The sequence below is a fragment of the Pseudomonas sp. GW823-FHT02C05 genome (assembly GCF_058797595.1).
Window position 1 is genome coordinate 685,260 of record NZ_JBXAJU010000003.1, and the last position, 12,584, is coordinate 697,843.

General features: G+C 60.2%; 11 protein-coding genes and 1 tRNA gene. 5 read left to right on the forward strand and 7 right to left on the reverse strand.

Annotation, left to right across the window (positions count from 1 at the left end; genetic code table 11):
- The first annotated feature begins 425 nt into the window (after positions 1–425).
- Entirely contained in the window at positions 426–1,868 is a 1,443-nt protein-coding gene (mgtE, locus tag AC1RGE_RS19555; protein ID WP_011062760.1) for a magnesium transporter, read from the forward strand.
- Between the two features lie 109 nt (positions 1,869–1,977).
- On the opposite strand, the gene AC1RGE_RS19560 is transcribed toward mgtE, so the two are convergent.
- Positions 1,978–2,304 carry an Arc family DNA-binding protein gene (locus AC1RGE_RS19560; protein ID WP_003204761.1) on the reverse strand — a complete coding sequence of 109 codons (327 nt, stop codon included), beginning with the start codon at positions 2,302–2,304 and terminating at the stop codon, positions 1,978–1,980.
- Positions 2,305–2,683: 379 nt separating this feature from the next.
- On the opposite strand from AC1RGE_RS19560, the gene phnN reads away from it, so the two are divergent.
- Complete coding sequence (gene phnN, locus AC1RGE_RS19565) at positions 2,684–3,265, forward strand: phosphonate metabolism protein/1,5-bisphosphokinase (PRPP-forming) PhnN (protein WP_015636675.1); 582 nt, start codon at positions 2,684–2,686, stop codon at positions 3,263–3,265.
- On the opposite strand, the gene AC1RGE_RS19570 is transcribed toward phnN, so the two are convergent.
- Together AC1RGE_RS19570 and AC1RGE_RS19575 are read right to left on the reverse strand one after the other, a co-directional pair.
- Positions 3,240–3,419 (reverse strand): PA3371 family protein, encoded by a 180-nt coding sequence (locus AC1RGE_RS19570; RefSeq protein ID WP_011062759.1) that lies wholly within the window; start codon positions 3,417–3,419, stop codon positions 3,240–3,242. The two genes, phnN and AC1RGE_RS19570, sit on opposite strands and share 26 nt — an antisense overlap.
- A 23-nt stretch (positions 3,420–3,442) precedes the next feature.
- Entirely contained in the window at positions 3,443–3,682 is a 240-nt protein-coding gene (locus AC1RGE_RS19575; RefSeq protein WP_011062758.1) for a hypothetical protein, read from the reverse strand.
- Between the two features lie 293 nt (positions 3,683–3,975).
- Between AC1RGE_RS19575 and AC1RGE_RS19580 the strand changes: the two genes are divergently transcribed.
- Positions 3,976–4,052 (forward strand) — tRNA-Arg (locus tag AC1RGE_RS19580).
- A gap of 287 nt (positions 4,053–4,339) precedes the next feature.
- Here the strand turns inward: AC1RGE_RS19580 and AC1RGE_RS19585 are convergent.
- From AC1RGE_RS19585 to AC1RGE_RS19595, 3 genes are read right to left on the reverse strand one after another with little or no spacing between them, the layout of a single operon-like run.
- Positions 4,340–4,999, reverse strand: coding sequence for a DUF1266 domain-containing protein (locus AC1RGE_RS19585; protein ID WP_015636673.1), 660 nt, complete (start codon positions 4,997–4,999; stop codon positions 4,340–4,342).
- A 7-nt stretch (positions 5,000–5,006) separates the two neighbouring features.
- A complete protein-coding gene (locus tag AC1RGE_RS19590) occupies positions 5,007–6,248 on the reverse strand; it encodes a hypothetical protein (protein ID WP_346624654.1) in 1,242 nt (413 codons plus the stop codon).
- Positions 6,239–8,566 (reverse strand): hypothetical protein, encoded by a 2,328-nt coding sequence (locus AC1RGE_RS19595; RefSeq protein ID WP_492584864.1) that lies wholly within the window; start codon positions 8,564–8,566, stop codon positions 6,239–6,241. The genes AC1RGE_RS19590 and AC1RGE_RS19595 overlap by 10 nt, the downstream gene beginning before the upstream one ends.
- Positions 8,567–9,104: 538 nt before the next feature.
- Here AC1RGE_RS19595 and AC1RGE_RS19600 point away from each other — a divergent pair.
- Both AC1RGE_RS19600 and AC1RGE_RS19605 read left to right on the forward strand, forming a co-directional pair.
- The gene (locus AC1RGE_RS19600; RefSeq protein WP_011062754.1) at positions 9,105–10,709 is read left to right on the forward strand and encodes a tetratricopeptide repeat-containing response regulator; all 1,605 of its coding nucleotides are present in this window, start codon (positions 9,105–9,107) and stop codon (positions 10,707–10,709) included.
- The gene (locus tag AC1RGE_RS19605) at positions 10,706–11,395 is read left to right on the forward strand and encodes a sensor histidine kinase (RefSeq protein WP_011062753.1); all 690 of its coding nucleotides are present in this window, start codon (positions 10,706–10,708) and stop codon (positions 11,393–11,395) included. Before AC1RGE_RS19600 ends, AC1RGE_RS19605 begins: the two co-directional genes overlap by 4 nt.
- Here the strand turns inward: AC1RGE_RS19605 and AC1RGE_RS19610 are convergent.
- Complete coding sequence (locus AC1RGE_RS19610) at positions 11,383–12,327, reverse strand: LysR family transcriptional regulator (protein WP_011062752.1); 945 nt, start codon at positions 12,325–12,327, stop codon at positions 11,383–11,385. The two genes, AC1RGE_RS19605 and AC1RGE_RS19610, sit on opposite strands and share 13 nt — an antisense overlap.
- Positions 12,328–12,584: the final 257 nt, after the last annotated feature.

Sequence of the window (12,584 nt, forward strand, 5' to 3'; positions counted from 1 at the left end):
ACCATACATCAGGAAGCCCGCATCGAAAGATGCGGGCTTTTTGCTTTCTGCCTTTTTTATCCTCCTTTATCTCTTTTGCCCTCCTGGGCTGGAACGGCTTTGCCCGGCGGAAGTCGAATGCAATGCCTGTGAGCCTATCTCTCCGACTTTTTTCCTGTGCTGTGTGTTTTCTTTTTCTGTCGAGGCGTCGCAGTCTCATAGATTCGGACGTTGCTCAGCTTTATGCCGCAAGCGCTTGTTCTTGCCGCGATTTTTTAACGTTTAAAACCGTCAAGCGGTGTATGATTGCGCCCGTCAGCCCCGCCGGGGCTTGTGGAATACCTCCATGGACTTACCCAGTAGTTACTCAGTATCCCGTTTTAACAATCATGAACTGACTGATTGATCCTTCCGGCGTGCTCCTCTGCTGGGAGTGGAGTTCGCCTATGACCGAAGTAGAAGTAAAGAAAACGCAGGAAAGCCTGCAAGACCGCCTGGCTCAAGTCGTCGAGCTGCTGCAGCGCCAGCGGGTAGTTGAAGACCTGACGCACCGTCAGGAAGGCCATCATCATGACCGGGTCGAGAACCTGGTCCATCGGCAGAACCTCGTCGAGTTGCAACGCAAGCTCGATGATCTGCACTCTGCTGACGTTGCCTACATCCTTGAAGCCTTGCCTCTGGAAGAGCGTCTGACCGTCTGGCAGTTGGTCAAGGCCGAGCGTGACGGCGACATCCTCCTCGAAGTATCCGATTCCGTACGTGAAACCCTGATCGCCGACATGGACGATCACGAGCTCCTGGCTGCCGCCAAGGAGATGGACGCTGACGAACTTGCTGACCTGGCCCCCGAGCTGCCGCGAGACGTCGTCCATGAGCTGATGGAGGCTCTCGACGGCCAGCAGCGTGAGCGTGTTCGCTCCGCGCTGTCCTATGACGAGGAGCAGGTCGGTGCGCTGATGGACTTCGAGATGGTGACCATCCGCGAGGATGTCAGCCTGGAAGTGGTCCTGCGTTATCTGCGTCGCCTGAAAGAATTGCCAAGCCACACCGACAAACTGTTCGTGGTGGACTACGACGGCGTGCTCAAAGGGGTGCTGCCGATCAAGCGTCTGCTGGTCAATGACCCGGACAAGCAGGTCGCCGAGGTCATGGCCAGTGATCCGGTGAGTTTTCACCCGGATGAAGATGCCTACGACGCGGCTCAGGCATTTGAGCGTTATGACCTGATTTCGGCCCCTGTGGTCGACAAGAACGACAAGTTGATCGGCCGTTTGACCATCGACGAAATGGTCGACCTGATTCGTGAGGAAAGTGAGACCGAAGTCCTCAACATGGCCGGTCTGCGGGAAGAGGAAGACATCTTCGCCTCGGTCTGGAAATCCTTGCGCAACCGTTGGGCCTGGCTGGCAATCAATCTGATTACCGCGTTTGTCGCGTCCCGGGTGATTGGGCTGTTCGAGGGCTCGATTGAAAAGCTGGTGGCGTTGGCGGCCCTGATGCCCATCGTTGCGGGTATCGGTGGCAACTCGGGTAATCAGACTATCACCATGATTGTCCGGGCAATGGCCCTGGACCAGGTGAGCACTGGCAACACCTCGCGCTTGATGCGTAAAGAGCTGGCCGTAGCCCTGATCAATGGCCTGGTCTGGGGTGGGGTGATCGGTGTCGTGGCGTACATGCTCTACGGGAGCTGGTCGCTGGGGGTGGTCATGACCGCTGCCATGACCTTGAACCTGCTGCTGGCGGCGCTGATGGGGGTTCTGATCCCCATGACCCTGGCGCGCCTGGGGCGTGATCCGGCGATGGGCGCTAGCGTGATGATCACCGCCATGACTGACAGTGGCGGCTTTTTCATCTTTCTCGGCCTGGCGACCATTTTCCTGCTTTGAGCCGTTCTTCCCTGCTGGTTACCGACGAAGCGCCTAAATGGCGCTTCGCTGCTTTTGGCGGGGCAAAAAAAAGCCAGCGACTAGGCTGGCTTGAGCTTGCGAGATGCAATCAGGTGGCGTCTGCGGCCATTTCAGCGTCATGGGCGATCAGCGAAACCAAAGCGTTTTGCTGGCGATGTGAGAGTTGGCGGAAACGTTGAAGCAGTTCGCGCTCATGCAAGGACAGTTCGGGGCTGTCCAGGCGCATGCTCAGCTCTTCACCCAAGGCGCCTTCCTGAATAAGACTCTGTTCCAGGCGCGCGATGATTTCGGAGTTCATGCTGCGGTGATGATTGCGAGCCACCTCGGCAATGCGTTCACGCATCCCGTCGGGTAGACGTACGACGAACTTGTCAGCCGTACGGCTGGAATAAATTGCCTGTTTCAATGGGCGCATATATTTAACCGGTTAGTTCAGGGGGAGCGGTTCTCGGAATTGGCCGCGGGCTGTCTTTTAGGACAAGCCTGAATGCCAAATGTTCAACCTGAATTGTTAAGAGGCCCGCATCATGCCTCAAAATTGCCAGATCCTTGGCGTCAATTCTGTGACAAATATTGAACTGGATAAAGGCGTTATGCCAGCACCAATTATCAGAAATGCGGACTGGTTTGAAAAGTTCGTCGGGTCCGCGTTGCTGGCCGCATTCTCCCATCCTGCGGGAGTGTCAGTGCACCGACGAAGGTGCATGCTATGCGGGTGAAAGTGTAATCCCTACCTTTCAGAGGATAGTGGCAAATGGCCGATTTACTAGTTGTGCTCTGCGGAGCAGCCACCCATGCCGGGTAGGTTGATCTACTTGATGGGGCCTTCAGGGGCCGGCAAGGATAGCCTGATTGATGCGGCCCGGCAGCCTTTAAGTGCGTTGGGCTGTGAAGTGGCAAGAAGGGTGATCACGCGCTCTGCCGAGTCGGTGGGAGAGGAGGCGATTGAGGTCACCGCCGAGGAGTTCGCGGGACGAGTAGGCCGGGGGGATTTCGCTTTGTTCTGGCAGGCCAATGGCCTGGGTTATGGGATTCCCGTGGTGATCGATAGCTGGTTGGCGCAGGGGCGCAATGTCCTGGTCAACGGGTCCAGAGGCTATCTGTCCAGGGCGCGAGCTCGGTATCCCGATCTGATTCCGATAGTTCTGACGGTTGATAACGAAGTATTACGCCGTCGCTTGCTACGTCGGGCCAGGGAAAGCCTGCCGGAGATAGAAGAGCGCCTGCAGCGTAATGAACAGTTTGCCCATGCCGGCTGGCTGGATGAGGAGGGAGTGGTTCGCCTGGATAATTCTGCCGAATTGCAGGTTACCTTGAGGCGCCTCTTAGGCATATTGCAAGAGCACGGTATCAGCGCAATACAGGGTCGAACTTGATCCTGCGGCCAGCCAGCAGTGCCAGCAGGAACAGGCCGAACAGTGAGCCGCTGATGATTAGTGGCGCGCTGCCCAGAGGTTCTTCAGGCAGGAACACAGCGGCAATGGCGCTGAGTAGCGTCAGAACAAGCAGGCTTTTGGCGGCGGTGGACATAAATGGCTCCTGTAGTCTCGGTCTCAAAATACCCAGCGTTCAGTGGGTGCGGCGGCTGGCTGTTGTGAGGCTTTTCCCTGGGTAACCCGGGTCACTGAGCCAGGCTCAATCTGGGTGTTCATGACTGCCAGCTGGGGTGCCAGGCGTTGCTGGTAATGGGCGAAGGATGTCCCGCCAGGGGCAGCGTCATCTGCAGGTTGAAAGTGAAAGGCCGCCAATACGGCGATGGCAATCGCATTCAAGAGCAACAGAGCGCTATTCATGGGCGGCATCTCCTCAGTGTTTATCCACTGATTAAGCAGCCTGCGTGCCAAGAGTTTACCTGGCGATAAAGTCTTTAAAAACAATATGTTGAGCTGATTTTTAAAGTCTCTTTAATTGCATTTTGCAATGATGGCTTTTTGCAGTGATGCAATTTGCACGACGCGGCATCGAAGCCGCGGGGCGAGCCTGATGCTTCCTGCAAAAAGCCCTATGGATCACATGACAAATGCAGCCTTGGCCGTTAACATGCACGCCGTCCTCCGCGCCGTGCCGCAATGGCGCTCGCTGTTTTGTCTCAGTAGCTCAATTGGATAGAGCATCCCCCTCCTAAGGGGAAGGTTGGCAGTTCGAACCTGCCCTGGGACACCATATAATTCGTATCTTTCTGGGCTGATCCCTGCGCGGTTGATCTGTTCTTGGACCCTGGAGCGAAAGAATAAAGAAAAGCCCCACCGGGCGATCCTCGGGCGGGGCTTTTTTGTTTTCGTCTATCCGAGGGGCACGTTAAATAACGGGCTCTTTTTCTTGTATTGGTGACAGCCTGACCAGCGTGGGGCTACGTGCTTGTGAATAGGGCCACAGTGAGTGTTTTTGATGGCCTGCAAGGATTCACGTTGTTTTACTGATCTGGCTGCTTGTCGCCAGGGCCAGAAATGTCAATCCGCTACCGGACAGAGCGCCGGCAATCCCTTCCAGTCAACGCTTGCCCACACTCCGCTGCCGGGTGCAAGCAACTGGCTCAGCTTCGCTTCATTGAATGAAGTTCCCAGCGAATCGGCCCTGAATGCGGCTATCCATTGCTGGCGGCCCAGCATGAAGGCCTTGCCGAAGTCTTCCCAATCGTTGAAGCAGTCCTGGGCCCGCTGGGCGTTGAGCAGCATGATGCGCCACCCTGTTTCAGGTTCGAGCCAGCTCATCAACATGGCGCAACGGACAAAAAATGCGCTGCGCACGCAGGCGAAGGCCATGGCTGCTCGCGGGTCGTCACTGGGATTCAGGCCATGCAGGTCAATACGAAACCACTGGCGCTCCAGGGTGCCATTGAGGTGGGCGCAGACTTCGTCGTCGGTGGCGTTGCTGCGAAAACCGATCTGGTGCAGCAACGAGGCCCGCAGGGTGCTTTTCGCCTGATCCATGAAGTGGGTGGTATCGGGGTCGTAGAAACCGGTCATTCCGGTGGCATCGACCATGGGTTGTGCCAGTGTCAGTGCCCAACGCTTACGTGGTGTGAATACCACCAGGGATGTTCCCGACGGGCGGCGAAAGTGACGCCAGCCCAGCCAGGCGCCGAATAGCACGACAATTACCGTCATCATCTGCGTATTACCTGCTTCTGTTTTGCCATGTGCTGATTTCTTCGGCCAGGGATGGGGACATATCTGACCAGGGCACGCCTTCGGTCCGATACTGCGGGTCCTCGGCCTGACGTGGTGGCAAGGGGGTTTTCTTGAAGATGTGGCGGGTGGCGTACTTGACGGTCGGCGCCTGGGGCGCGACCTCCAGCAGCAGGTCGGACTGGCGTGCCGCGACCAGCCACTCGACCATGGCCGAAGGGGCTTCCAGCCGTCGGAACAACTGTGGGTAACGGGCTACCAGACGGGTCTGGGTTTGAGGGTCGCTGACTTCTTCGATACGCAGCCAACCCGCCTCGGTACGTACTATGCCGATGGCAATGCAGTCGGCCGGGGTCTGTTGGTCGGTACCCAGGGTGTTGAGAAAGCGCAGCAGGTCGTGGAAATAACGTTCGACGGGCGGGCGGTTCTGCTTGCCTTTGACCTGCTCCACCGTCAGTGCACCGTCGTCCTGGATGATCAGGCTGAGGGTGATGTGGGGGTGGCCTTGAGCATCGCGCAGGCTGAACACGCGCATGCTCTGCTGTTCCACCGCTTCGGCGTAACGCTCTCCGTAGCCGCCGGTCAGGGCCCGACGGTCGGCGAACTGCCCGAGGCAATGGCGCATCACGTAGCTTTCAAAAGCCATCTCGGCCCGCAACTGCGGGCTTTGCGGGCGCAGTTCGACCCAGGTGTGCTCGGCACAGGTAAGGGTCACGGTCAGGGCTTGGGCAGAGCTCTGGCGCCATCCCTGATCGACCCGGGCCGCCATTTGTGCATGCTCCCTTTCCCACAATGCCAGCGCTTGCGGGCAAGTGATGCGATCCAGCTTGCCCTCCAGGGCCGTGCCTTTGCGTGAGGTCAGGAACTCCACCAGTTGGGCCTCCTGGTGCAGCAGATGCGGGTCCTGCGGGTTGACCCAGACCAGAGGCGCCAGGGCTTTGGCGCAATCTTCGGATTGCGCCTTGGCAGCGCGCTCGAAATAGCCGCTCACCCAGGCCGGCACCGAGTCGCTACCCAGAGCCGTACAGGCGTCATCCAGGGACTGGATGCGCCGTGCCGGTTCGAAGTTGCCCGCCAGGTGGCGATAGAAGTGGTTCAACAGCCAGCCCTGCACTGCTTGCTCGTCCCTGCGCTGCTGGCTGCGCTGGGTGATGCCGCGTTTCAGTTCATCGGCATTGAGCAGGTTGCGCGGGGCGTAGCTGGGGCTGCGCTTGTCGGCGCTTACTTCCATATCTGCCACCAGTTTTTCTTGCCGGCCGGTTGAGCCGGGGCTTGCAGCTCGCTCAGGATTTGCTCGATCCGGGCACGGCACCGGATGTCGTAGTCATCGTCCGGGGCACACAGGGCCAGGGTGCGTGCGCAGTAGTCAATGGCTTCGGCGGCCCGCCCCCGGGCCTTGAGGAAGTCCACCGAGGCGGACATGACCGAGACCTCGTTCAGGGACAGTACCGCCGGCTGGTAACGCTGCCAGAGGCTGTCGGCGTTGTCCGGATGGGCATGGGCCAGGTAGCGTGCGACCTGGATCCGGGCAAACAGCGCCGAGCTGTCGAGTTGCTGATCGCTGATGCCTTGCTCTTCCTGCCACTTGAGCAGGCGTTCGAGCCAGATGAGGATCTCATTGTCGCGATCGAGCTTGTACAGGGCGTACGCCACCGAGGCTACGTATTCATCCGGGTTGTGGCGGCTGTAGCCGAACTCGGCCGAATAATGCCAAAGCTGTTCCGCGGCATCGATAATGCCGGGCAGATCCTCCAGGCTGATACGCGCACTGAGCAGCCCGTTGTAGTGTTCGGCGAACGGGCTGGCGGCGATGCCCCGAGTATGCAGTTCGATGGCGTCTTCGTAGCGAATCGGGTTGTAGTAGCGGTAGTTGATCGCCAGGTTGTTGCAGAGCATGGAATACAGGTGCGCGCAGGCATCGTACGGGTGGCCGCTGCCGCTGGCGAAATAGCGCTCCATATGGGCCTGGCCCTGCTCGTAGGCATCTCTCTGGGCTTCGCTCAGCAACGAATAGGCCTGGTTCCGGGCGTCCGAGGGCAATTTGTCGGCTTCTGCTTCGGCCAGGTCTTCAATGCCCAGTGCGTAGTTGTAGGCGTGCTTGCCGCAGGACAGGACGGGCTTGGGCGCTTTGAGTGCCTCGATAATCCCCAGGCTGTTGATCCGAGCGGCAAACAGCGAAAACGCACTGCGGTTGTCTTGCATGCGGCCCGCCTGGATGGCGGTTTGCAGCAGGCTGACTTCAGTGGCCGCATCGATCAGGCCGTGCTCAGCGTCATGCACGGCTGCCAGGCGGGTGATCCAGGGGTGATCGGGCGCACGACGCACCGCTTCTGCACGAGCTTCGGTATACAGCGCGTCGCCAGCTTGCAGGTCCTCCATGGCCAGGGAGAGGGCGGCCAGCAGTGGCGTGGTGGCAGACTCGCTGGTTTCGATACTTGGCAGTGCTTGCAGGAAGCTCTGCAGCACTTCCTCGGTGATACAGGCACGCATCACGCAAATCGGCCACCAGGCACTGCGCTCATCAGGGTCCTGCAGGCGATCGAGTACCAGGCGGGCGGTGGCTGGCCATAGCTCGGTTTGCCGGTCATAGACATCGATGAATGCGCGAAATCCGGCTTCGTCGATGCGGCCAGCTTCCATCAGCCAGGGCAATTCGTATTCGATAAAGTTGTTGCCCCCGTCGGAATCCAGGCTCAGGGCTGCGGCATTGCAGATCTTCAGGGCGCCGGCCAGGTCGCCCTGGGCGTGCAGGGCGCGGGCCGCCAAGCGTGCAGTGCGCACTTCCCATTCGCGGCGCTGGGGCAGGGAGCGGCCAGCGGTCAGTTGCGCGATGGGTTGCTCGAACAGTGCCAGGCGCAGCGGAATGATCTCGATCAGCGAGTTGCCCAACCACAGCCAGTCGCCTTCATCGATATCCTGGTCCGGGCCGGCGGTACGTACGGCGTTGACCGCCTCCAGGGCTGCACTACGGGCCTCTTCATTGCGGTCGTGGTAGGCCAGGACTCGGGCGCGGCGCTGATACTGATCGGCGGCATCCCAGGCACGCAGGGCCGCGCGGGCAGGGTTGCCCAAGGTCAGGGCGTAGCGCACTTCGATGGTTTTCAGTGCTATTTCACAACTAGCGCGTTCCAGATCGTCGAAGATCCGATAGCGGCGGTAATGCTCGACATTGAAATCCAGGGTTTGCGTGGCCATCTGTTCGAGCTGTCCGAGCACTTCGATCAGGGTTGGCTCGTCATCGAGGTAGTTGGCGACCCGCAGGCGCAGGATAGCCAGGTTCATCATCAGCTCGGCGCGGGCCGACTCTGGGGCGGCTTGTACAAGAGCGTCGCCATCCCGATCGATGACGGCCCGGGCTGCCGCTGAATCACCGGCCTGCATCCACAGGGTGTGCAGGCGGTCGATGGACGCCAGGGAGTCGGCCTGCAGCGGTTGTGCCTGCAACTGAGCCAGCAGGGCATCGGTTTCCTGTTCTTGCTGTTGCGCCTCCAGGCGGTCCATGAACTGTTCCAGTTCAATGCCGGTTATCGCACTGCTGTTATGCGCCATCGTTAACTCCATTTGATAATGACCTGCGCATCACGTGATGCACTGCCTGGCAGACCGGCACTTCCTCGTCGTTGGTACCTCCGTGGGGTGTCATGCCGATCCTTCGACACCCGGGTCGCAAGCCTGAGACGCTTGCGACTGATGGACCCTTTATTGCGCGGCAGACCCTCTGCGATGCAGGGGCATTTCCGGCAAGAAACGATCGAGGCTGTGAGGCGCAGCACGCTATCAGGTGATGTTTCAGAATCCAAGGTTTGAGCGTGCAAACGGGCCTCTTTTACGGCCGAGTACACGGGCTGGTCGAGACTTGTGCAATCCGCGGTGAAATGCCGCCCGTCGGCTATAAGGGAATGCGTAATCCGGCCGATAACCTCAGTGGACAATTGTGTTCCCAAGTGGCGGCCTGGATCACAGGCCGACCGGAAAGTGCTTGATAGCCCGTGGCCAGCAGCTATTATCTGCGCGCCAAAAACAGGCTGCGAAGCCGGGTGGGTCCTGCTGTCTTTGGATTGATCTTCTTACTTGCCTGGAATCTTCGATGCTGGCGTACCACCAAAAGAGCTTTTTGATCGTCGATGATTTCTCGGACTTCCGCAGTTCGGTGCGTTCGATGCTGCGTGAGCTGGGCGTCAAGGATGTAGACACCGCCGACACTGGCGAGCAGGCCCTGCGCATGTGCGCGCAGAAGCGCTACGACTTCATCCTCCAGGACTATCACCTGGGCGACGGCAAGAAAAACGGCCAGCAGGTGCTCGAAGACCTGATGCTGGAAAAGCTCATCAGCCATGAGAGCGTGTTCCTCATGGTCACCGCCGAGAGCAGCCAGGCCATGGTGCTCAGTGCCCTGGAGCATGAGCCCGATGCCTACCTGACCAAGCCTTTCAACCGCTCCGGTCTGGCCCAGCGCCTGGAGCGCCTGCAGCAGCGCAAGACGTTGCTCAAACCCATTCTCCAGGCCCTTGACCGGGGCAAGCCGGTGGAGGTGCTCAACGCCTGCATCGCCCTGTGCAAGCAGGACCCGCGTTATGCGCCGTTGTGCCTGCGCTACCGCGCCGATGCCCTGCGCGACATGCATCAGAACGAGGCCCTGGAGCGCCTGTACAACAGCATCCTGGCGGACCGGCCGCTGCCCTGGGCCTACGTCGGGCTGGGGCGCCTGCTGTTCAAGCGCGGGCAGGTTGGCGAGGCCAAGGCGGTTTATGAAAAGGCCTTGAAGGCCTTTCCGATGATGCCGGGCCTCTACGACGGGCTGGCAGAGGTGCTGGTAGCCGAAGGCGATACCCAGCGGGCCCAGAACGTGCTGGAAGAGGCGGTGCGCCTTTCTCCCCTGGCCGTGCGGCGCCAGGCATTGCTGGGCAAGCTGGCCATGGCCAACGAAGACTTTGACAGCGCTTCCCGGGCCTATCGCCAGGCGGTGTCCCAGGGCGCGCAGTCGCGTTTCAAGGACCCGGAAAGCAACCTCGGGCTGGCCCATGCCCTGATCAGCAAGGGCAGCGAGAGGGGCCTGGACACGCGCACCCGGCTGGAAATCAACCAGACCCTGAGTGCCGTGGCCAAGGAGAATCCCACTGACCCGGGCCTGCAGATTCGCGCGCGGCTGATGAAGGCCACGAGCCTGTTGCTCAATGATGCCGAGACCGCGGAAAAACTCACCGAGCAGGCGCTGCTGCGCCTGGACGGCATGGAGCAGTTCATGAGCCCCGAAGCGGCGCTGCTGGTGGCCAAGCAACTGCAGATGCTGGGGCAGGCCAGTGCCGGTGCTTCGATGCTCAAGAACTGTGCGGAGATCTATGGTGACGATCCGAAGGTCATGCAGAACATCGCCAAGCTGACCGACGACCCGACTATCCTCAGTTCTTCCAATGCCGCCGCCGATATCAACCGTCAGGGCGTGCGCAGCTACAAGGGCGGCAACCTCGTGGAAGCGCGGGAGTTGTTCCGCAAGGCCCTGGCCATGCAACCGAAGAACATCAGTATTGCCCTGAACATGGCCCAGTCGCTGCTGCACGGCGCCGACGCCAATCCGGACGCGGCACTCCTGGAAGAATGCCGGGCGTGCCTTAAATTGGTGGGCATGATGCCCGATACCGACGCGCGTTATCCGCGCTATCAGAAGCTGCGAAGCAAGGCGTTTGGCCAATGATCGAAAAGCAACAGGCGCTCGACTTTTCCACGGTGATCGCCTCCACCGTACATGACATGAAGAACTCCCTGGCCATGCTGATGCAGGCTCACGCCCAGTGGCTGGCGCGCTTGCCCGAGCAGCAGAATGCGCCAGAGCAGGGGGTGATCGACTATCAGTTCGCCCACCTCAACGGCATGCTGGTGCAACTGCTGGGGCTGTACAAGCTGGGGATCAACCAGCTGCCGTTGCAGCCGGCCTACCACGAACTGGATGACTTCATCGAAGCGCAACTGGTGAGCCATCAGGACGTGTTCAAGAGCCGTGGCATTTCCGCCGCCTATGAAGTCGATCCGCTGAGCCCCCTGGGGTTCTTCGATCGTGAGCTGATCGCCTCGGTATTGGCCAATTGCATCAACAATTCCATTCGCCATGCACGTCATGCCCTGCTGATCAGCGTCAGTGATGAGGAAGGGCAGGTGGTGCTGTCCATCAACGACGATGGCGAAGGCTATCCCCAAGGGATGATCGAGCGTCAGGCCGACTATGTGCAGGGCATCAATCAAAGCAGCGGCAGCACCGGGCTGGGCCTGTACTTTGCCGGGCGCATTGCCGAATTGCATCAGCGCAATGGCGTGTGCGGCCACACTCGGATCAGCAACGGCGGCCCATTGGGCGGCGGGTTGTTCAAGCTCTACTTGCCCTGAGCCGCGAGTGGTTGAAGGTGTGCCTCGCCCAGTTGCCGCCCGGCCAGGGCCAGGCATTCCAGAAAGGTTGCCAGTGCGACCTTGGGTTCCTGGCCCTGGCGGGTGATGCAGTGAAAGTGCGAGCGGTAGGCCAGGCGCTCGGGTAGCAAGGCGCGCAGTTGGCCCTTGGCCACCCAGGCCGTTGCATAGTGGCTGGGCAGGTAACCCAGGTAGGTGCCGGAGAAAATCAGCGTGGCGATGGCCTCCATGGCGTAGGCGCTGACGCTCTGGTTGAAGTGCAGGTCATGGGGGCGCTGGTGCTCCGCCATGTAGCCCCGGCTCACATAGTCGGCGGCGCAGATCTCTTCCAGGGTCAGTGTTTCGTCGGTGCGCGGGAACAGCGGATGGCCGTTGGCGCAGTAGAGGTTCTGTTCCTCCTCGAACAGGTGCTGATAGTGCAACCCCGACAGTTGATGGTGGAAAGCGCCGATGGCCAGGTGCAGGCGTTCGTCGAGCACGGCCTGTTCCAGTTCGTCGGGGCGCATCAGGTGCAGGTTCGGCCGTACCTGGGGCAGGCGCCGGCGCAGATGGCCCAGGGCCAGAGACAGGGGGGCATAGGGCAGGCTGATCAGGCTGTCGACACTGCCGATCTGCAACTGCTCGCGGGTGATGGGGCCGAGGCGGTTGGCGTGCTGGCGAAAGCGCTCGATGTCGGCGAACAGCAACTGTGCTGCCTCGAACAGCTCCTGGCCCTGATCGGTCAGCTGAAATCCGCTGCTACCGCGCCTGCACAGGGAGTAGCCCAGGCGCTCCTCAAGGTCCCGGACCACCACGCTCAGTCGCGACAGGCTGGTGTTGAGCCGTGCCTGGGCTGCGGTGAACCCGCCGGCATCAACGATGGCGCAGAACACCCGCAGCATCCGCAAATCAATATCGGCAAGGCTTCCCAGCATGGGCGCTCCCTCAAGTTGGCGTAGGCGACGTGTCGAGCCTACTCCCTTGTCCTGATTGATGGACACCATGGACCTGTAACAAGGCTGGCGGCCTGCTTGCCCCGCCAGTGGGGGCAGGGCCGGGGATTTTACTCACGCCTGCTTGAAATCCTGAACGGGTGGTGCGTATTTTGTACGGGTCGCCGTTCGCGGCTCGTATAACAACAAGGATTGAGTCATGACAACCGATGGCCACAGTTCACTCGCCGAGCGATTGA